Origin of the sequence: uncultured Roseivirga sp., assembly GCF_963973945.1 — a bacterium.
In the GTDB taxonomy this organism is placed as follows: Bacteria; Bacteroidota; Bacteroidia; order Cytophagales; family Cyclobacteriaceae; genus Roseivirga.
The window spans coordinates 118,408-135,459 of record NZ_CAXBBV010000002.1 but is presented as its reverse complement, the minus strand read 5'-3'; the positions used below and the strand labels follow the sequence as shown (position 1 = coordinate 135,459).

Genomic DNA, 17,052 nt, shown 5'->3' with positions numbered 1-17,052 from the left:
TCTGTATCTTCGCGCGCTATGCTTTACCTTCTACTCGCTATACTTGGCAATGTTGCAGTTTTCCTTTCTTTTAGGTCGTTTACACGCTTAAGAATTAACACCTTCCCTGCCATTGTTACCAATTACTTGGTTTGCGTAATTACAGGAAGCATCTATGTTGGCTTTGGAAATATAAAGTCAAACATCGCATTCGACCAATCTTGGTTCTATAGTGCTTCAGCATTGGGTTTGTTATTTATTGGCACATTTTACCTTATGGCCTTAACCACTCAGTTAAGAGGTGTTGCCGTGGCTACTGTAGCCAGTAAGATGTCGCTCGCAATTCCCGTTTTATTTAGCTTGTTCATTCTGAAAATCGGAACTTCTGAACTCGGTTCTTGGAACTATATAGGTATTGTTATTGCCTTTGCTGCTATATTTTTAGTATCGAAGAAGAAGGTCTCTTTGGAAGTAAAAGAACCTTTGACCATAGGCTATATAATGTTGCCCTTTGCTGTTTTCCTACTGGGCGGAGCTTTAGATACTTGGCTAAACTATGCTAGCGAAAACCTTATCGAGCCACATATAGAAGCCATTTACCCTATAATTACCTTTGGCACAGCCTTTCTGATTGGCAGTATGGTGATTTTAGTAAGAAAAATTAAGGTGACTAAAAAAGAGATTTTGGGTGGACTTTACCTCGGTATTCCAAACTACTTTGCCATTTACTTTCAGATCAAAGCCCTTTCTGCTTTCGATAATAATGGTGCTGTGCTTTATCCGGTGCTAAACATTGGAATCATCATTGCCTCCACAATTTTTGCAGCCTTCATTTTTAAAGAATATCCTACCAAGCTTAACATTCTAGGAATACTGTTAGCCATTGCAGCATTAATACTCATAAGCATATAAACAAAAATGGGCCACCCGAAAAGGCAGCCCATATAAAATTCTCTTTTGAAGATTGTTATTTCTTATCCTTATCGTCTGACTTTCTACGAGTAGTCGATTTTTGCTCTGGATTAGCAATAGATTCTCTCATGTCGGTATCGGCCTGAATGTTCTCCATTTTATAATAATCCATCACTCCCAAACGACCACTTCTGAAAGCTTCGGCCAATGCTTTAGGTACTTCTGCTTCTGCTTCAATTACCTTAGCTCTTGCCTCTTGCGACTTGGCTTTCATTTCTTGTTCTTGAGCAACGGCCATCGCACGTCTTTCTTCCGCCTTGGCTTCGGCTACTTTCAAGTCGGCTTGCGCTTGGTCAGTTTGAAGTATCGCACCAATGTTCACCCCTACATCTACATCTGCAATGTCAATAGAAAGAATTTCGAATGCCGTTCCCGCATCTAAACCACGGCTTAGTACTAGTTTCGAAATTTTATCTGGGTTGGCTAATACTTCTTTATGAGAAGCAGCAGAACCAATTGAAGTTACAATACCTTCACCTACCCTAGCAAGAATAGTGTCTTCACCAGCTCCCCCAACTAATTGCTGAATGTTAGCACGAACCGTTACTCTTGCCACAGCAACCAACTGAATACCATCGGCAGCCACAGCAGCTACTTTAGGTGTAGTGATTACTTTTGGGTTTACTGAAATCTGTACTGCTTCAAATACATCTCTACCCGCAAGATCAATTGCTGTAGCTTGTTTAAAGCCTAAAGTGATATTTGCTTTGTCGGCAGAAATAAGTGCTTTAATTACAGAAGGAACATGACCGCCTGCTAGGTAATGCGTTTCAAGTTCAGTAGTAGTAAGCTCCAAACCCGCTTTTGTAGCGGTAATCATAGCGTCTACCACAATTCTTGGCGGTACTTTTCTAATACGCATGAACACAAGTTCAAGCAAGCCTACCTTAACATTCGAAAACCTAGCCGTAATCCATAGATTGACCGGTACGAAATAGAAAAAAGCAAAAAACAGAATTATACCAGCTCCAATGGCAACCAGCGTTATGTATTCATTCATATCTAATTATTTATTCGTTCAACTGTAATTCTATTCCCTAGAACTTTAATGATTTCAATTCGACTACCTGATTCAATGTGGGAACCCATGGAAACTACTTCGTAACTTTTATCTCCAAACTCTCCTTTGCCAACAGGCTTTAAATCAGAAATTGCAATTCCTTCCATCCCAACTTCCAAGCCCAAGGAGTAACCCTCATTGAATTTACCTTTATTAGTATCCTTGAGTGAAAACCGATCCCATGATTTCGATTTAAAACTAAAATAAATGGCCACCACCGAAATGAGAAAAGAGCCCACAAGCATGTAATTACCCGCTGTAGTCCCGTGTTTTTCATAAGTAAGATAAACTCCTGCACAGGTGAGCGCAAAGCCAACCACACCAACTACGGTTGTGCCTGGCACAAAGAGTAATTCTATATAAATTAGAATCAACCCAATGATCACCAATAAAATAATAGCAATCCACTCTCCCATTTGCTCGGTTTTTAAACTTGTCCGAATATACTATTTATTAGTAACATCAATAGGCTTTTGCAAAAAGTACTCTGCCTGCTGATGGTTTTCCAGAATAGATACAAACTCCAGTTTCTTCTTTTCTATCTAAAGGTATACAACGAATAGTGGCTTTGGTCTCTGTTTTAATCTTATCCTCAGTTTCAGCAGTTCCGTCCCAATGAGCAGAAACGAATCCACCTTGGCCTTCCAATACTTTTTTGAAATCATCATAAGTATCAACCTCAGTAGTGTTTTCTGCTCTGAAATTGAATGCCTTTTGATAAATAGAATTCTGAATTTCTTCTAATAAAGCTTCAACTTTATCTGCCAAGTTATTTTCTAAGCTGAAAAGTTCTTTCACACCTGTGTCTCTTCGGGCAATTTCAACAGAGTTGTTCTCTAAATCTTTTGGACCAATAGCGAGTCTAACTGGCACACCTTTTAATTCCCATTCGGCAAATTTGAAACCGGGCTTGTAAGTGTCACGGTTATCAAATTTCACAGAAATACCTTTGGCTTTCAATCCCTTGGTGAGCTCAGCCACTTTATCAGAAATAGTTTGAAGCTGTTCTTCTCCTTTATATATAGGTACAATTACCACCTGAATAGGCGCCAATTTTGGAGGAAGCACCAAGCCTTGATCGTCAGAGTGCGCCATAATTAACGCTCCGATTAATCGAGTACTTACGCCCCATGACGTTCCCCAAACAAAATCTTGTACTCCTTCTTTACTCGTGAATTTTACATCAAATGCTTTCGCGAAGTTTTGTCCTAAAAAGTGAGAGGTTCCTGCTTGAAGTGCCTTTCCATCTTGCATCAAAGCTTCGATACAATAGGTTTCTATAGCTCCTGCAAATCTTTCACTTTCAGACTTTATCCCTTTTACAACAGGCATGGCCATGAACTCCTCTGCAAACTCAGCATAAACATTCATCATTTGCACTGACTCATCTATAGCTTCTTGCTTGGTAGCGTGGGCTGTATGACCTTCTTGCCAAAGGAATTCGGCTGTTCTTAGAAAAAGGCGAGTTCGCATTTCCCAACGAACAACATTGGCCCACTGGTTAATAAGTAAAGGTAAATCTCTATAAGATTGAACCCAGTTTTTATAGGTGTTCCAAATTACTGTTTCAGAAGTAGGCCTAACAATAAGTTCTTCTTCCAATTTAGCATCAGGATCAACTACAACTCCCTTTCCGTCAGGGTCGTTCATCAATCGATAGTGAGTTACTACGGCACACTCCTTCGCAAACCCCTCTACATGGTCGGCTTCCTTACTCAGGTATGATTTGGGAATGAAAAGAGGAAAATATGCATTCACATGCCCAGTCTCTTTAAACATTCGGTCAATTTCTGCCTGCATTTTCTCCCAGATGGAAAAGCCATAGGGTTTGATTACCATGCAACCACGAACCGGTGAATTTTCAGCTAAATCTGCTTTTTTTACCAGTTCATTGTACCACAACGAGTAATCTTCACTTCTTTTTGGTAATCCTTTGCTCATATCAGTTGTTTGGTATGAATGTTGTTTGTTAACGGTTGTTAAAATAGTTGATACAAAGATATATCATTCGATTATTTTATCGACCAATTTTGATAAATACACGTTAACTTAAAAAAGCCAAGGAGGAAACATCATGAAAAAAAGAGACTACATCCGAATATTAATGGCACCACTAAGTATGCTCACTGTGTTTGCATGCTCACCAAACCAATTTCAATCTTCCCAAGAATACGATGATGTTTATTTTACATCATCAGATAGGGTAAGTAAACCAACCATTGTTGAATCAACCGAAGAAATTGAATCGTCAAATCAGAAAGCATTTTCTTTGGGCGACTATTCAAGCGAATCGGTAGACCCTATGTTGGTAACAAAATATAGTAATAGCCAAAATGGAGAAGTAGTTTATTATGAAGAGGGACCTAGGGTTACAAAATCCAGCGAATTGAATTACGATGATTTTGTTTACGATTATGAAAACGAAAACCTGGCATACTATGAACTCCCTTTGGATTGGAATACAGACTGGGATAAACAAAGTTTCAATAGGCTTATGGTAAATGATTTTCAATTTCAATTGGCTTGGTATGAACAATATTATTTGAATCGTGATTTCAGAATGGACAACTACCTCACTGGAAGAAGTGGTAGAATAAGAAACAGCATTGGCACTCCGAGGGTAGGTTTAAATATTGCATTTATTTCGCCTAGTTTTTCTCCCTATTTATATTCTAGTATGACCTTCGTAAGCTTGAACCGATTTGGTTCTTTCGATCCTTTCTGGAGTCCTTATTATGACCCATTTTGGAATGTTGGTGGTTATTATTCACCATACTATACCTCATTTAATTACGGACGTCCGTGGGGATGGAGTAGATGGAACAGAAATCCTTACTACAGTAACTACTACTATACTAATAATTACTACTATAACAACGAAGGCAATTTAGTAAGTCGTGATGGACGAGATGTTACTAGAGGTGCTAGAATAAGCTCAACTTCTGTAAGTAGTGTAAGAACAGACGCTGTAAACGGGTCAACACCTAACACTCGCTCTTCAAGATATGCCAGTGAATTAGGTGCACGAGGATCAAGAGCAGGCGGTTCCATAGATGGTTATCAAGTAGTTGGTGGAAGAAACAGTTCTACAGCCGCAGTTAGTGGAAATACTAGAAGCTCAAGAGTAAACACAAACGCTTATCAATTCTCGAATGACAGTCGTTTGACAAGATCAAACATTGTTAGAAGCAATAACGCTAGAAGTAGCAGGTCTCAAACTTATGCAAGCTCAAGATCAGCTACAAGCTCACGTGTTACCTCTGGCAGAAATAACTCTTCAAGCAGTAACTTATTCAGTAGATCCAGTTCTACAAGATCTGCAACTCCAAGTTATAGCCGATCTACAGGAAGCAGTAGAAGTTCAGGCGTTTCTAGTGGAAGATCTTCTTCTAACTCATCAAGAAGCAGTGGTGTTTCTTCAAGCAGAAGTAGCGGAAATAGCTCTTCATCTAGGTCGTCTGGAACCGTTAGCAGTTCTTCTTCTCGAAGCGGAAGCGCAAGCAGTAGTTCTAGCTCATCTAGAAGCAGCAGCAATAATTCATCAAGAAGCGGAAGAGGTAATTAATTAACTCACAAAAACTCACAAAAATGAAACTTGGAATAAAGCTTATTATGATAAGCCTGGGCGTGGTTTGCCTATTTCAAACCTCTCAGGCGCAAATTCAACAAGGTTCTTTTGGTTATTATAACGATGCCTTAAGGTACAGTCAATTACAAAACCCAGGTACTGCCAGATTCTCAGCATTAGCGGGTTCGGGTTCCGTACTGGGGGGCGACATTAGTTCAGCTATCTATAACCCTGCAGGTTTAGGTGTTTACAACAGATCACAGTTCGTTTTCACCCCTGGTTTTTCTTCTCTTCAAACAGAAGGAAACTCCTTTGGTACTGCCAATAAAGATGAAGCAACAAAACTGTCAATTGCCAATTTAGGTGTAGTAATCAATTTCAATAAAGGAGATTTAATACCGGGTTCATTCAGAGGGGGCTCATTGGCTATAACTTATAATAGAATCAATGATTTCAACAGAAACGTTCTATCAAGTGGATACAACGGAAGCAACTCCATTATAGATAACATGCTTCAACAAGCTGATGGACTTTTCCCAGAAGAGCTTAGTGGAATTGCTCAAACAGGATACGATCATTATTTGATCAACCCTGACCCCAACGATGAAACACTTTATCATTCACCAGTACTTGGTTTTCCAACGCAAACTGAAACCATTAGAACCAAAGGCTATACCGACCAAGTAAACATTGCCTACGGAGCTAACTTTGATGATAAAATATACTTTGGAGCTGGAATGGGCATTACAACATCGAGCTACACTAATAGTAGAATTTATACTGAAAGTTTTAATAATGAACCGCTTTCTAGCTTTACTATAGACGAAAGGCTAGAATTGAATGGAACTGGGGTGAATTTTAATATTGGTGCAATAGTTCGCCCACTAGATGTTTTAAGAGTGGGACTATCCTACACTTCTCCTACTTATTATAGTTTTAATGAAGAAGGTGATAACATCTATAATTCAGAATGGAACAACTACGATGTTTCAAACTTCAGAGACGACATGGGCAATCGCTTGATTTTAGAAGACACTGTTCTTGGTTCTTTACAAACAGCTACAGATATATTTGTTTCATCCTTTAACTTAAAAACACCAGCCAAACTCAATGCTGGACTCGCGTTTTTCTTCAATAAAAATGGATTTATAACCGCGGACATCGAGCATCTGAATTATGCTAACGCAAACGTTTCGTCCAGTGATTTCTTTACTGGAAGCGACAACACAACTATTGAAAACATTTATAACTCGGCTACAAATATTAAACTTGGTGGCGAGTATCGTTATGAAATGTTTAGGCTTAGGGCTGGTTACGCACATTATGGCGACCCGTACAAAAGCAACTTTGATGGTGTGGATTTAGATAGATCAAGAAAAATGATTTCTGGAGGTGTAGGAATCAACTTAGGCAAGTACTTCTTCGATTTGGCCATTGTCAATACCAAATTTGATCAGTCATTCAGAAGCTATAGAATGGCAGTACTTGAAGATTCTCCGCTTACAGTGATCAAGCATAACATGACCAATGCGAAACTAACTTTTGGGCTAAATTTCTAGAAGAAGTCAAGATTCTAAATGCGAGATAATCTTATCCAACGTGATTCGATTATCTCGTATTTTTATTTTGGCTTCATTGTAAAAAGCGAGTCTATTTTCGGCCAAATCACGTACTTCTTGAATCAAATCTTGCTGATCGTAACTTTTAAAAAGTGGTCTTTTTTCAACACCTTGATCCATTATTCTCAGGGCCAAATCTCCTGGGCTAACATCAAAAAATATTGTGGTTCCCATTTCATTCATATAGTCCATATTGAAATGATAACATGGCGCCCCACCTCCGGTAGCCATCACAAACTGCTCCTTTGCAGCTCCAATGTTCCTTAGTGTTTCCTTTTCTTTTATACGAAAATTACCTTCTCCCTGAAAACTGAAGTAATCAGGTATTGATTGCCCCACTACCTTCTCAATTTCAGAATCGAGGTCAATAAATTCTATATCTAAATGTTCAGCAAGCTGTTTCCCAAGAGTAGTTTTTCCTGAGGCAGGTAAACCCACTAAATAAATTCGATGAATTGTATTCATTATCTGAAACTAGACATTAAATCGCTAGCAGAAGGGATATCATTATAATGCCATTTCTTTAAGATCGTTCCGTTTTCAACCAACACTAAACCTGGGTTTGAGCGTACCATTGTTTTAAGCAAAGTAGCATCGGAATATACATAAGGAACGGCCAATTGAACACTATGTCTTAATTCTTCAAACTGGTCACCAGAGGAAGCAGTTACTGCGATTGCCTCCACTTGATTTCCTAATGCACTGATCAATGAATTTAAATCAAGGTATGAATCTGCATCGGTTTTGGCGGCTTCATGAATTACCACCAATAATTTTCTTCCTGTCAGAATATTCTGAGTTTCATCGGCAGTATCGCTCCACATGGCAAAGTTGGTGATTTTGGGCACCTCATTTGGGTCATTCGCTGGTGGTAGCATTTCTGTAGGAATATGGGTTCCTTCCTTGTAAGCTCTGAAATCAATAAAAGGCAGATGGGCAATTGCCAAGAATGAAATCACTAAACAAAAAACAAGGGTTCCTGCCAAAACAATCGACTTAGTTTTAAATCCACTGGTAAGCTCTTCTTTCTTCCGATTAAGGAATAGCACCAGTATCAAGACTAACAGAATAATATCTTTAGTAAAAGATTCCCAAGGGGTAAGTTTAATGGCATCACCAAAACAACCACAGTCGGTTACTTTGTTGAAATATGCTGAATAGAAAGTAAGGAAGGTGAAAAACACAATCATGGCCAAGAGCAACTTGGTTACAATTTGTGGTTTGTACCTCAACAACACCGCCAATCCGAGTACTATTTCTAAAGTAGAAAGAAGTACTGAAAGAAATAATGCCGCTGGTTTTAAAGCATCAAAAAATGGCGCTATATCCACTGAGAAAACAGTAAAATATTCTTCCAATTTAATCTGTGTCCCTACAGGGTCGTTGATCTTAATTAGGCCAGAGAAAATAAAAAGTCCTCCAACCAAATACCTTGAAATCGAGGTTAATAGCTTCATGATTTTGAAAATTTCATTAAGATCAAGCAAAACACTGCGTAGTTGATCATGTCTTGATAATTGGCATCAATTCCTTCAGAAATAATGGTTTGCCCTTGGTTGTCTTCAATTTGCTTCACGCGGAGCAATTTCATGAGAATAATATCCGTCATAGAACTCACCCGCATGTCGCGCCAAGCTTCACCGTAATCGTGATTCTTATCCATTAACAGATTGAAAGTACTTTCCACCTTTTCATCATACAAAGGCTCAAGGGTTTCTACTGCCATTTCGAAAGGATCATCTTCACCCAATTCCATCTGAATCAACGCAATTACGCAGTAATTAATAATGCCAATAAACTCTCCAGCAATATCATCACCCACCTTCTGATTTCCTTTATTCTGAATGGATTGAATGCGCTTGGCCTTGATAAAAATCTGATCCGTAATAGAAGGCAGCCTGAGTATTCTCCATGCCGTTCCGTAATCTTTGGTCTTCTTCAGAAATATGTCTTTACAGGCCTCTATAACTTGCTTATATTCGCCTACCGTTTGCTCCTTCAAGTTGAGTGATTTTAATTGCTAAAGGGAATTTTTGAAAGCGAAAGATAAAATATTTCAGGTTAAAAAGACATTGAACTTACGTGGAAATCTAGTTTCGCTCGATACGCCAGCGGTAATGGGTATTTTAAACATTACCCCCGATAGCTTTTATTCTCTTGGCAGACAAAACACTGAGAAAGAAATTCTATCGGCTGCTGAAAATAGGCTGGTGGAAGGTGCTCTAATTCTAGATATTGGTGGTTACTCTTCTCGCCCAAATGCTGAAGATATAAGTACCGACATTGAAACTGATCGGATCGGCAAAGCTCTAGCACTTATCGTTAAAGAATTTCCAGAAGCCTATATTTCAATCGATACATTTAGAAGTTCAGTAGCCAAGGTTGCAATCGACCAAGGCGCCTGCATTATTAACGATATTTCTGGCGGAACATTAGACACCAATATGTTTGAGACTGTCGCTAAATTAAATGTGCCTTACATAATGATGCACTTGAGAGGTACTCCTCAAGATATGGTTCAACATACCGACTACGAAAACCTGCTAAAGCAAGTGACTCTTTTTTTTAGTGAGAGGGTAGAAAAACTACGAATTTTGGGTGTAAAGGACATTATTCTTGACCCTGGCTTTGGTTTTGCAAAAACTGCCAAACAGAGTTATGAGATTCTCCGAAATTTGGATTATTTTAAAGGAATGAGGTTACCTTTGCTCGCTGGCTTGTCTAGAAAGTCTATGATTTATAGAACTTTGGACATTTCGGCTGAAGAAGCACTTAATGGTACAACGGCTTTAAATATGGCAGCACTAATTAATGGTGCTTCCCTACTTAGAGTACACGATGTTAAGGCCGCAGTAGAAACTGTTCAATTATATAAAGCAATATATCCTTGATTTACGCTTTCAAAATAGGGTTCCTAGAAGTAAGATGGGTGGACATTATAGACATCCTACTTGTGAGTGTATTGCTCTATCAGGTCTATAAACTGCTAAAAGGCAGTGTGGCGGTTCGAGTACTCATAGGGTTTCTTTCGCTTTACCTTATTTATTTGGTGGTGAGGGCCGCTCAAATGGAGTTACTGGCAGGTATTCTTGGCCAGTTTATGGGCGTAGGAGTTTTGGCTGCCATCATTATTTTTTCTCAGGAGATCAGAAAGTTTCTGCTTATTCTGGGTAAGACCTCATTCCGGAAAAATGGGGTACTAGACTCTCTTCTAATTTGGCGAAAGAAAAAACCCAAAATTAACATGAACCTCACAGCCGTTATTGAGGCTTCAAAAAACTTGTCAGGCTCAAATACTGGGGCTTTGATGGTGTTTTCTAGAAATACAGAACTTAAGTTTTATGCAGATTCTGGCGACCTTCTCGATGCCTTTATTTCCAAAAGACTGCTGATTTCAATTTTCAACAAATACAGTCCACTACACGATGGCGCAGTAATTTTATACGAAGGCAAAATCAAAGCGGCTCGCTGCCTTTTACCAGTAAGTGAAAGAGAAAATCTACCAGCCCAATACGGTTTACGACATAGGGCTGCATTGGGAATGTCTGAAGCCACCGACACTCTTATTCTTATTGTTTCGGAAGAAACCGGGCAAATGTCAATTGCTAGAAACGGGAAAATTGATAGTAATCTCTCGGCTCCTGAAATTAGAAAAAGATTAAACCGCTACCTGAGCGAGGAAGAAGAGGAAGCCACAGAACCTGACAAAAAAGAAAGCCTTGAAGTGGCCTCTTAATTTTTGATCATTCAAAGTCTTTGAACTTCACCCACAATAATACTGGGTTTTCTGAAGATTCTATACTTTCTAGCGTACTCCCTTTCTTGAAAACTGCGTTTTCAGGACCAATTTCCTTTATAAGTTCAGCCAAATCGTAAGAATTTAAACTAACAATCAGTACGTCTTCCTCCCATCTAATAGGGACAAAAGCATAATTCTCTTCAACATTCTTTTTATTGTCTATTTGATAATACTTACCTGAATTTTGGTCAATCAACAGTCGAGTCGCCTCCGAGAAACTTGTATTGAAATTCAAATAAATTTTCGAATTGCCCACCTTGGGATTGAAAATCCATACTTTTCCACTCTCCTGAATACTACCCATTGCCTTTTGCCCATCGGCCCTCATTGTTTCATCATTCCATAAATAGTCTGAGCCAAAGTCAAGCTTGAGCAATGGCCTGATGGTTTCATTTTGAATTAGAAAAATAGTGTCGCCAAAAATCTCTTTGTATAAGAGATCATCACCATAAGCCGCCAAACTATTTATACTACTCTCGATAGGAAAAGGCATTACGTCTTTATATAGATTCTCCATACCCCTGATCTTCAACTGATCGTCAAAAAAAACAATATTAAATTTAAGTGAATCATAGATTGGCATTCCATTCATGTCACCTACATAACCTCCTTTATAGGGGTAAAGATGAGCCGACTTAACACTCGGTTTAATCTGCCCCAAGTACTTCCCTTCAAAATCATACTTGTTTATATTTCCTCGGTTTCGATCATGGATGAACAAAGTGTCTTTACTTATCCAAAGATGTTGAAGGCTACCATATTCTTCTGGCCCCTCACCTTTTCTACTGAAAGTGGAAATAAACTTTCCTTCATTAGAATAAACAAAAACATCGCCTTCTGACCCGCTAGGAAAAACCAGTCTTTCATTAGCTTGAGAAAAATTATAAACCCCGCTTAGCAGCCCTTCATCTGTTTCTTCTAAACCCATTACCTCAATGGATTCAATCATTTCGGAGAGCTTTCGTTTCTCCGATTCAATCGTCAGAGGAATAACTTTAAACTCGTCATTCGCTTGTTGCACTATTTCGATAGTGCTTTCCGCTTCACCCCCACAGGCAGCAAACAATACAGCGACTAACAGCGCAGGAAAAATTCGTTTCATATATTCTAATTTCTTATTTCAATTCTTTAAACTTTACCCACATCAGCACTGGGTTTTCTGAAGATTCGATTTCGTCTAAAGTAGTACCCTCACGGAATTTGACTTTTGATTCACCTAAGTCGGTCATGAATTCTTGAACATCTGGAGATTGCAAACTGACCATAAGCCTATCTTCTTCCCATTTAATAGGCGTCATAGTATACTTTGTCGCAGCATTCTTGTTCACTTTAACTGCCTTTTGAACTCCAGAATTACGATCTATCAATACTTTAAAAACATCTTTCATGGAGGTTTTATAACTCAGATAGATCCATTTTTCACCGATATAGGAATCGACCCACCAAACTAAGTCTGTTTCACGAATAAGACCAGTTGTTCTTGGGTTGTTTTTTATGGTTTCTTCTGTCCAAAGCCATTCCTCACCAAAGTCAAACTTAAGTAATGGCCGGGTTCTATTGTCTTCTATAAGGAAAACGGAATCTCTTTTAAATCCATGGTAAATGAGGTCTTTTCCATAAGGTTGAAAACTATTGACATTGCTACCTACATATAGAATCAGTGGTGATAAGTATGGGTTAGCCATTTGCTTCACCTCCATATTTTCATCGAGAAAAAGGACATTGAAGTGTAATGAATCTTGATAGGCTGTATAATCCAAATCGGCAACAAACCCTTTATCATACGTAAAAAAGCTCTTAGCTGAGAATGGGAGTTTCCAGCTTGTCAAATGATTGCCTTCCAGATCATATGAAAGTAATCTTCGTCTATTGATATCGGATACAAAAATGCGATCTCCATCTACCCAAAAACTCCAGATGAACTCATACTCTCCTGGGCCATTTCCTACATGGCTAAATTTACGAATGAACTCTCCTTTTTTGGAATAAGAATAAATACTACCATCATTTCCACTTGGGAAAATTATTTCATCTTCCGTACTATATACCTGATAAATATAGCTTAGCAACGACTCCTCCGTTTCTTCAAAGCGCATGATTTCAACTTCTTCAATCAATTCAAAGATTGAAACAGGTTTGGCTTCCGTATCGATTTTGAAAGTTTTAAACTCATCTTTAGTAATAAGTTGCTCTGTCTCTTGCTGTTCCTGATCCGAAGCGCAAGACACTAGACTCAAAAACAATATTATTAGTGCGTATTTGATATTCATTTGTTCAACTCTTCAAACTTCACCCACATCACCAATGGGTTTTCAGAGGACTCAATTTTTTCTAAAGTAGTGCCCTCACGGTAATTGATTTGACTTTCATCCAACGCAGATAAAATGTCAGGAACATCGGCTGTGGTGACAGAGAACATTAATCTATCCTCCTCCCAGCCCAGATAGTAAAACTCTTCTCTCACGGATTTACCTTTCGGCATCCCCATTCGCTTGACCTTTCCATTCATCCTGTCAATTAAAAAATACTCCCAATGCGAATAGCCGATCAAGGCATTTGCATAAATGTATTTTTGGCCTATCGACATGCCTATTGTCCATACTTTATTCTCTGCTTCTACTTTCTGTAAAAGCTCGTTTGTAGGAACAGGTTTATCTCCCCAAAACCAATTTTCCTTAAAATCTAAGTGCATCAAAGGAGCGAGTTTATCATTTGTGTAGGCGTAAATGGTATCGCTAAAAACCCTGAAAAGCTGCACTCCATCTTGGTAGGGAATAACTGTTGAGTAATCTATAAACCACGGCATTTCATCAGGAGTATTGTCGTATTTCAGAAATGGCTTTTCCACTTTTAAATCTTTATCCAGCTTCGCGAATTTGTAATAAGAGGTGTCATTGATAGAATGAAAATTCATTTCAGCAACGTAGCCATCTTTATAAGGCCGAATACCTCCGACACGAAGTTGATCTGGCAATTTACGAGAGTCTACAAACTCACCTTCAGTGGTGTACCGATAAATCACCGATTTGGGCATTGAATACACTGCAACCAAACCATTCTCTATCCATAAGTCTTCAATTGAGCTATACTCTTCTGGCCCCTGTCCTTGCCTGTTTATTTTCTTTTGGAACTTCCCGTTTTCGTCAAAAAAATAGATAGACAAATGATCATCCGCACCTATCTTTTTATCTGTATGAAAGACAAAGCCATCATCAAGTCTATTGATTTTTCGGATCGTAGATAAAAGTGACTCATCGGTTTCTTCAAATTGCATCAGTTCTACCGATTCAATCATGTCCACAAAACTCTCTTTGGGTAAATTTAAATCGAGATGATATGATTTGAAATCATCTAAACTTGTGGCTTCCTTGTCGTTAACGCTTCTCTTTTCAGCGCAGCTCCACAGAGTTAATAGAAGTAGTAAAACAGAAAGATTTATTCTCATTGTCAATTGTTTAGTAAACAAACTTTTGGAGGGACTTTCAGGGTGAAGAAAACCCTCCAAAAGGCAGTTCTATATTTTTCCATTTATTCAAAATCTAGCTACTCAATACTATGTACTAAATACCCTCTTCTCAATACTCACTCCTTAAACTTCACCCACATCAACACAGGGTTCTCCGAAGATTCAATTCCTTCTATTGTTGTACCATCTCTGAATTTGACTTGATCTTCATTGAGTTGAGAAATAAAAGCGGGCACCGAAGAAGAATGAATGTTGAACAGTAATCGATCTTTATCCCAACGGATGGGCATTAAGCCTAAAACTTCCCCATCGCCCTTCCCATAATGTAGTTTAACCACTTTAGAGGATTTTTGATTGATTAAAAAACGATGTGTTTTACCATTATAATCCGAATAACAAAAGATCAGATTCTTTTCAAGGAAGTATCGATATTGGGTTAATTTATCCCCTCTCATTAAAGCCTCAAACACTTTCTTTTCGTTTGGTTTCTCTCCCATGGTATTCCAAAACCAGAAATCTCCGAAATCAAGAGAGAAGAGAGGTATCGCTTCTCTTTCTCTGATTTCATAAACGGTATCACTAAAAATTGATTGATACAATAAGCTCCCATCATACTCTTGAAAGGTATCGAGACCGAAGCTCGTAGCACCAAGCTCTAATCGAGTAGGCTGAGCCCGCTGTACCTCATTGAATTCATAATCCACAAAGACTAAATTATACTTAGTTGTATGGTTACCCAACTGATTGTACATATCATACACATAGCCCTTATGCGTTGAGCGAATGTGCCAAGGCCTTATGTCAAGCTTGGTGGTTTCATAGTGTTCACCAGTCAATGCGTACTTGTGAACTTTATAAGAATATCTGTCATACACTAATACAGTGTCTTGTACCAACCACATATTCCATATATTACTCATTTCTCCTGGGCCAATACCCTTCTTATCCATCGCACTTTTAAAATTTCCAGAACTGTCAAACAGATAAATTTTGGAGCCATCATACTCAGGAATAATGAAACCACTTTCAAAAACCTCAAGGATAACTATGGACTTCAACAGCGACTCATTGGTCTCTTGAAGCCTTACAAATTCAACTTCTTTTATAAAATCAAATATGGGAGCTTCATTTTGCTCCATATCAATTTTATAAGTCTGGAAATCACCCAAACTAGTCATGTCAATAGTCTTACTATCGTTTTCCGAACAGCTCAAGACAAATACGAGCATCAAAAAACCGAATAATTTATTCCTCATTTCTAAAATCTAGCTACCCAATACTCACTCCTTAAACTTCACCCACATCAACATAGGGTTTTCAGAAGATTCTATTTCTTCTAAGGTGGTACCTTCTCGGAATTTGATTTGGTCTTCATTAAATTCAGAGAGAAAAGAGGCCACGTTTGGAGATTGAATGGTAAATATCATTTGCTCATTATCCCAACCGATAGGAATGGCCACATTATTAGATTTATCTGCTTTTCTCATATCCACGTTGTGAACAATTCCTAAGGCACGATCAATTAGAAAACTTGGAGGCACAATACCTTCTGAAAAACCACTATAAGTAAATACCCAAATTAGATGATCTCCTATATGGGCAGTAGCCGTCCATACTTTTTCTGTTTCTTGTATCACTTGAACGAAGTCAGGTGTAACGTCCTTTCCTTCATTCCAATACCAATCCTGTCCAAACTCCAAATGAACTAGCGGAGCAAACCCTTTATCATTCAAATAATACACCGTGTCACTCATCATTCGATGTAGCGTTACTCCATCCTTGTAAGGAGTTATTGAATTGGTTCCCAAAGTAAGTCCCGCGGGGATATGCTTGTCGACAGGCTGATACATATCTACCAGCTTCAAATCCTTGTCCAATGTGGCATATCTATAATAGGATGTATCGTTAATAGGGCGGTAATTCATCTCCATCGCGTAACCATGGTTATAAGTATAAAGATGACCTGGAGATGCGGGCAATTTTTCCGATCTAATAAAATCGCCTTCCAATGAATAGCGCTTTACTGAAGTTTGGTTTCTTGAATAGATTGCTAGCGTATCTCCTTCCAGCCACAAATCTGTAATGTTTAAATACTCCTCGGGCCCTTCTCCTTTCTTATTAATCTTGCGAACGAAATTCCCTTTCAAGTCAAAAACAAACACATTAGATTCTCTTCCGCTGGTGAACACCAACTGATCTTTCGACTGATGGACGTCATAGATATAAGACAATAATGAGTTATCGGTTTCTTCCATCCGAACCAGCTCTACTGATTCAATTAAATCTGAGAAGCGTTCTAGAGAAAGGTCCCGATCGAGACGGTAAGATTTAAAGTCATCGGTAACCACAACAGCTTCATTTTCTTTTTCAGAAGCATTTTTGGAGCATGAAAATGTAACCAATAGAAGGAGAAAAAATAGACTGAACTGCTTCACAATTTTATTAAGGTTGAAGGAAGTTTGAACTTGATTGATGAGCCAAGCACTCACTAACAAGAATAACTAAAAGAATAGTCGTTTAAAAAGAATAACGGATCAAATTTGATTTTGTGTATTCTCAATATTATAAAAGCATGAACCACAAAAAAAA

General features: G+C 38.5%; 16 protein-coding genes. 5 read left to right on the top strand and 11 right to left on the bottom strand.

Annotated elements, in window-relative coordinates; translation table 11 throughout:
- Positions 1-18: 18 nt before the first annotated feature.
- Complete coding sequence (locus tag AAC026_RS04925) at positions 19-891, top strand: hypothetical protein (protein WP_339695512.1); 873 nt, start codon at positions 19-21, stop codon at positions 889-891.
- A gap of 55 nt (positions 892-946) precedes the next feature.
- On the opposite strand, the gene floA is transcribed toward AAC026_RS04925, so the two are convergent.
- The 3 genes from floA to proS are packed head-to-tail and all read right to left on the bottom strand — an operon-like array spanning position 947 to position 3,952.
- Positions 947-1,951 (bottom strand): flotillin-like protein FloA, encoded by a 1,005-nt coding sequence (floA, locus tag AAC026_RS04920; protein WP_053222856.1) that lies wholly within the window; start codon positions 1,949-1,951, stop codon positions 947-949.
- A gap of 2 nt (positions 1,952-1,953) precedes the next feature.
- Positions 1,954-2,427 (bottom strand): NfeD family protein, encoded by a 474-nt coding sequence (locus tag AAC026_RS04915; protein ID WP_339695508.1) that lies wholly within the window; start codon positions 2,425-2,427, stop codon positions 1,954-1,956.
- Between the two features lie 46 nt (positions 2,428-2,473).
- Positions 2,474-3,952 carry a proline--tRNA ligase gene (proS, locus tag AAC026_RS04910; RefSeq protein ID WP_339695505.1) on the bottom strand — a complete coding sequence of 493 codons (1,479 nt, stop codon included), beginning with the start codon at positions 3,950-3,952 and terminating at the stop codon, positions 2,474-2,476.
- Between the two features lie 133 nt (positions 3,953-4,085).
- Between proS and AAC026_RS04905 the strand changes: the two genes are divergently transcribed.
- On the top strand, positions 4,086-5,576 hold the full coding sequence (locus tag AAC026_RS04905; protein ID WP_339695502.1) for a hypothetical protein: 1,491 nt from the start codon (positions 4,086-4,088) through the stop codon (positions 5,574-5,576).
- A 23-nt stretch (positions 5,577-5,599) separates the two neighbouring features.
- A complete protein-coding gene (locus tag AAC026_RS04900) occupies positions 5,600-7,138 on the top strand; it encodes an outer membrane protein transport protein (protein WP_339695499.1) in 1,539 nt (512 codons plus the stop codon).
- 6 nt (positions 7,139-7,144) lie between these two features.
- On the opposite strand, the gene AAC026_RS04895 is transcribed toward AAC026_RS04900, so the two are convergent.
- The 3 genes from AAC026_RS04895 to AAC026_RS04885 are packed head-to-tail and all read right to left on the bottom strand — an operon-like array spanning position 7,145 to position 9,200.
- Positions 7,145-7,663, bottom strand: a complete 519-nt coding sequence (locus tag AAC026_RS04895) for a shikimate kinase (protein WP_339695497.1) — start codon at positions 7,661-7,663, stop codon at positions 7,145-7,147.
- Positions 7,663-8,655, bottom strand: coding sequence for a MauE/DoxX family redox-associated membrane protein (locus AAC026_RS04890; RefSeq protein ID WP_339695494.1), 993 nt, complete (start codon positions 8,653-8,655; stop codon positions 7,663-7,665). The genes AAC026_RS04895 and AAC026_RS04890 overlap by 1 nt, the downstream gene beginning before the upstream one ends.
- Positions 8,652-9,200, bottom strand: a complete 549-nt coding sequence (locus AAC026_RS04885; RefSeq protein ID WP_339607463.1) for a DUF1599 domain-containing protein — start codon at positions 9,198-9,200, stop codon at positions 8,652-8,654. The genes AAC026_RS04890 and AAC026_RS04885 overlap by 4 nt, the downstream gene beginning before the upstream one ends.
- A gap of 31 nt (positions 9,201-9,231) precedes the next feature.
- Here AAC026_RS04885 and folP point away from each other — a divergent pair, with 31 nt between their 5' ends.
- Both folP and cdaA read left to right on the top strand, forming a co-directional pair.
- Complete coding sequence (folP, locus tag AAC026_RS04880) at positions 9,232-10,089, top strand: dihydropteroate synthase (RefSeq protein WP_339695488.1); 858 nt, start codon at positions 9,232-9,234, stop codon at positions 10,087-10,089.
- Positions 10,086-10,934, top strand: coding sequence for a diadenylate cyclase CdaA (gene cdaA, locus AAC026_RS04875; protein WP_339695486.1), 849 nt, complete (start codon positions 10,086-10,088; stop codon positions 10,932-10,934). Before folP ends, cdaA begins: the two co-directional genes overlap by 4 nt.
- A gap of 7 nt (positions 10,935-10,941) precedes the next feature.
- On the opposite strand, the gene AAC026_RS04870 is transcribed toward cdaA, so the two are convergent.
- The 5 genes from AAC026_RS04870 to AAC026_RS04850 form a co-directional block, all read right to left on the bottom strand.
- The gene (locus AAC026_RS04870) at positions 10,942-12,099 is read right to left on the bottom strand and encodes a 6-bladed beta-propeller (RefSeq protein WP_339695484.1); all 1,158 of its coding nucleotides are present in this window, start codon (positions 12,097-12,099) and stop codon (positions 10,942-10,944) included.
- A gap of 13 nt (positions 12,100-12,112) precedes the next feature.
- Positions 12,113-13,267, bottom strand: a complete 1,155-nt coding sequence (locus AAC026_RS04865) for a 6-bladed beta-propeller (protein WP_339695481.1) — start codon at positions 13,265-13,267, stop codon at positions 12,113-12,115.
- The gene (locus AAC026_RS04860) at positions 13,264-14,442 is read right to left on the bottom strand and encodes a 6-bladed beta-propeller (protein ID WP_339695479.1); all 1,179 of its coding nucleotides are present in this window, start codon (positions 14,440-14,442) and stop codon (positions 13,264-13,266) included. Before AAC026_RS04860 ends, AAC026_RS04865 begins: the two co-directional genes overlap by 4 nt.
- A gap of 137 nt (positions 14,443-14,579) precedes the next feature.
- Positions 14,580-15,719 (bottom strand): 6-bladed beta-propeller, encoded by a 1,140-nt coding sequence (locus AAC026_RS04855; protein WP_339695476.1) that lies wholly within the window; start codon positions 15,717-15,719, stop codon positions 14,580-14,582.
- 24 nt (positions 15,720-15,743) lie between these two features.
- On the bottom strand, positions 15,744-16,898 hold the full coding sequence (locus AAC026_RS04850) for a 6-bladed beta-propeller (RefSeq protein WP_339695473.1): 1,155 nt from the start codon (positions 16,896-16,898) through the stop codon (positions 15,744-15,746).
- Positions 16,899-17,052 lie beyond the last annotated feature (154 nt).

Bases quoted from the DNA above. Each gene is read 5' to 3' on its own strand.
- AAC026_RS04870 (WP_339695484.1), bottom strand. From the start codon at position 12,099: ATGAAACGAATTTTTCCTGCGCTGTTAGTCGCTGTATTGTTTGCTGCC.
- AAC026_RS04860 (WP_339695479.1), bottom strand. From the start codon at position 14,442: ATGAGAATAAATCTTTCTGTTTTACTACTTCTATTAACTCTGTGGAGC.
- AAC026_RS04905 (WP_339695502.1), top strand. From the start codon at position 4,086: ATGAAAAAAAGAGACTACATCCGAATATTAATGGCACCACTAAGTATG.
- AAC026_RS04925 (WP_339695512.1), top strand. From the start codon at position 19: ATGCTTTACCTTCTACTCGCTATACTTGGCAATGTTGCAGTTTTCCTT.
- AAC026_RS04855 (WP_339695476.1), bottom strand. From the start codon at position 15,719: ATGAGGAATAAATTATTCGGTTTTTTGATGCTCGTATTTGTCTTGAGC.
- AAC026_RS04900 (WP_339695499.1), top strand. From the start codon at position 5,600: ATGAAACTTGGAATAAAGCTTATTATGATAAGCCTGGGCGTGGTTTGC.
- AAC026_RS04865 (WP_339695481.1), bottom strand. From the start codon at position 13,267: ATGAATATCAAATACGCACTAATAATATTGTTTTTGAGTCTAGTGTCT.
- AAC026_RS04890 (WP_339695494.1), bottom strand. From the start codon at position 8,655: ATGAAGCTATTAACCTCGATTTCAAGGTATTTGGTTGGAGGACTTTTT.
- AAC026_RS04895 (WP_339695497.1), bottom strand. From the start codon at position 7,663: ATGAATACAATTCATCGAATTTATTTAGTGGGTTTACCTGCCTCAGGA.
- AAC026_RS04915 (WP_339695508.1), bottom strand. From the start codon at position 2,427: ATGGGAGAGTGGATTGCTATTATTTTATTGGTGATCATTGGGTTGATT.
- floA (WP_053222856.1), bottom strand. From the start codon at position 1,951: ATGAATGAATACATAACGCTGGTTGCCATTGGAGCTGGTATAATTCTG.
- proS (WP_339695505.1), bottom strand. From the start codon at position 3,952: ATGAGCAAAGGATTACCAAAAAGAAGTGAAGATTACTCGTTGTGGTAC.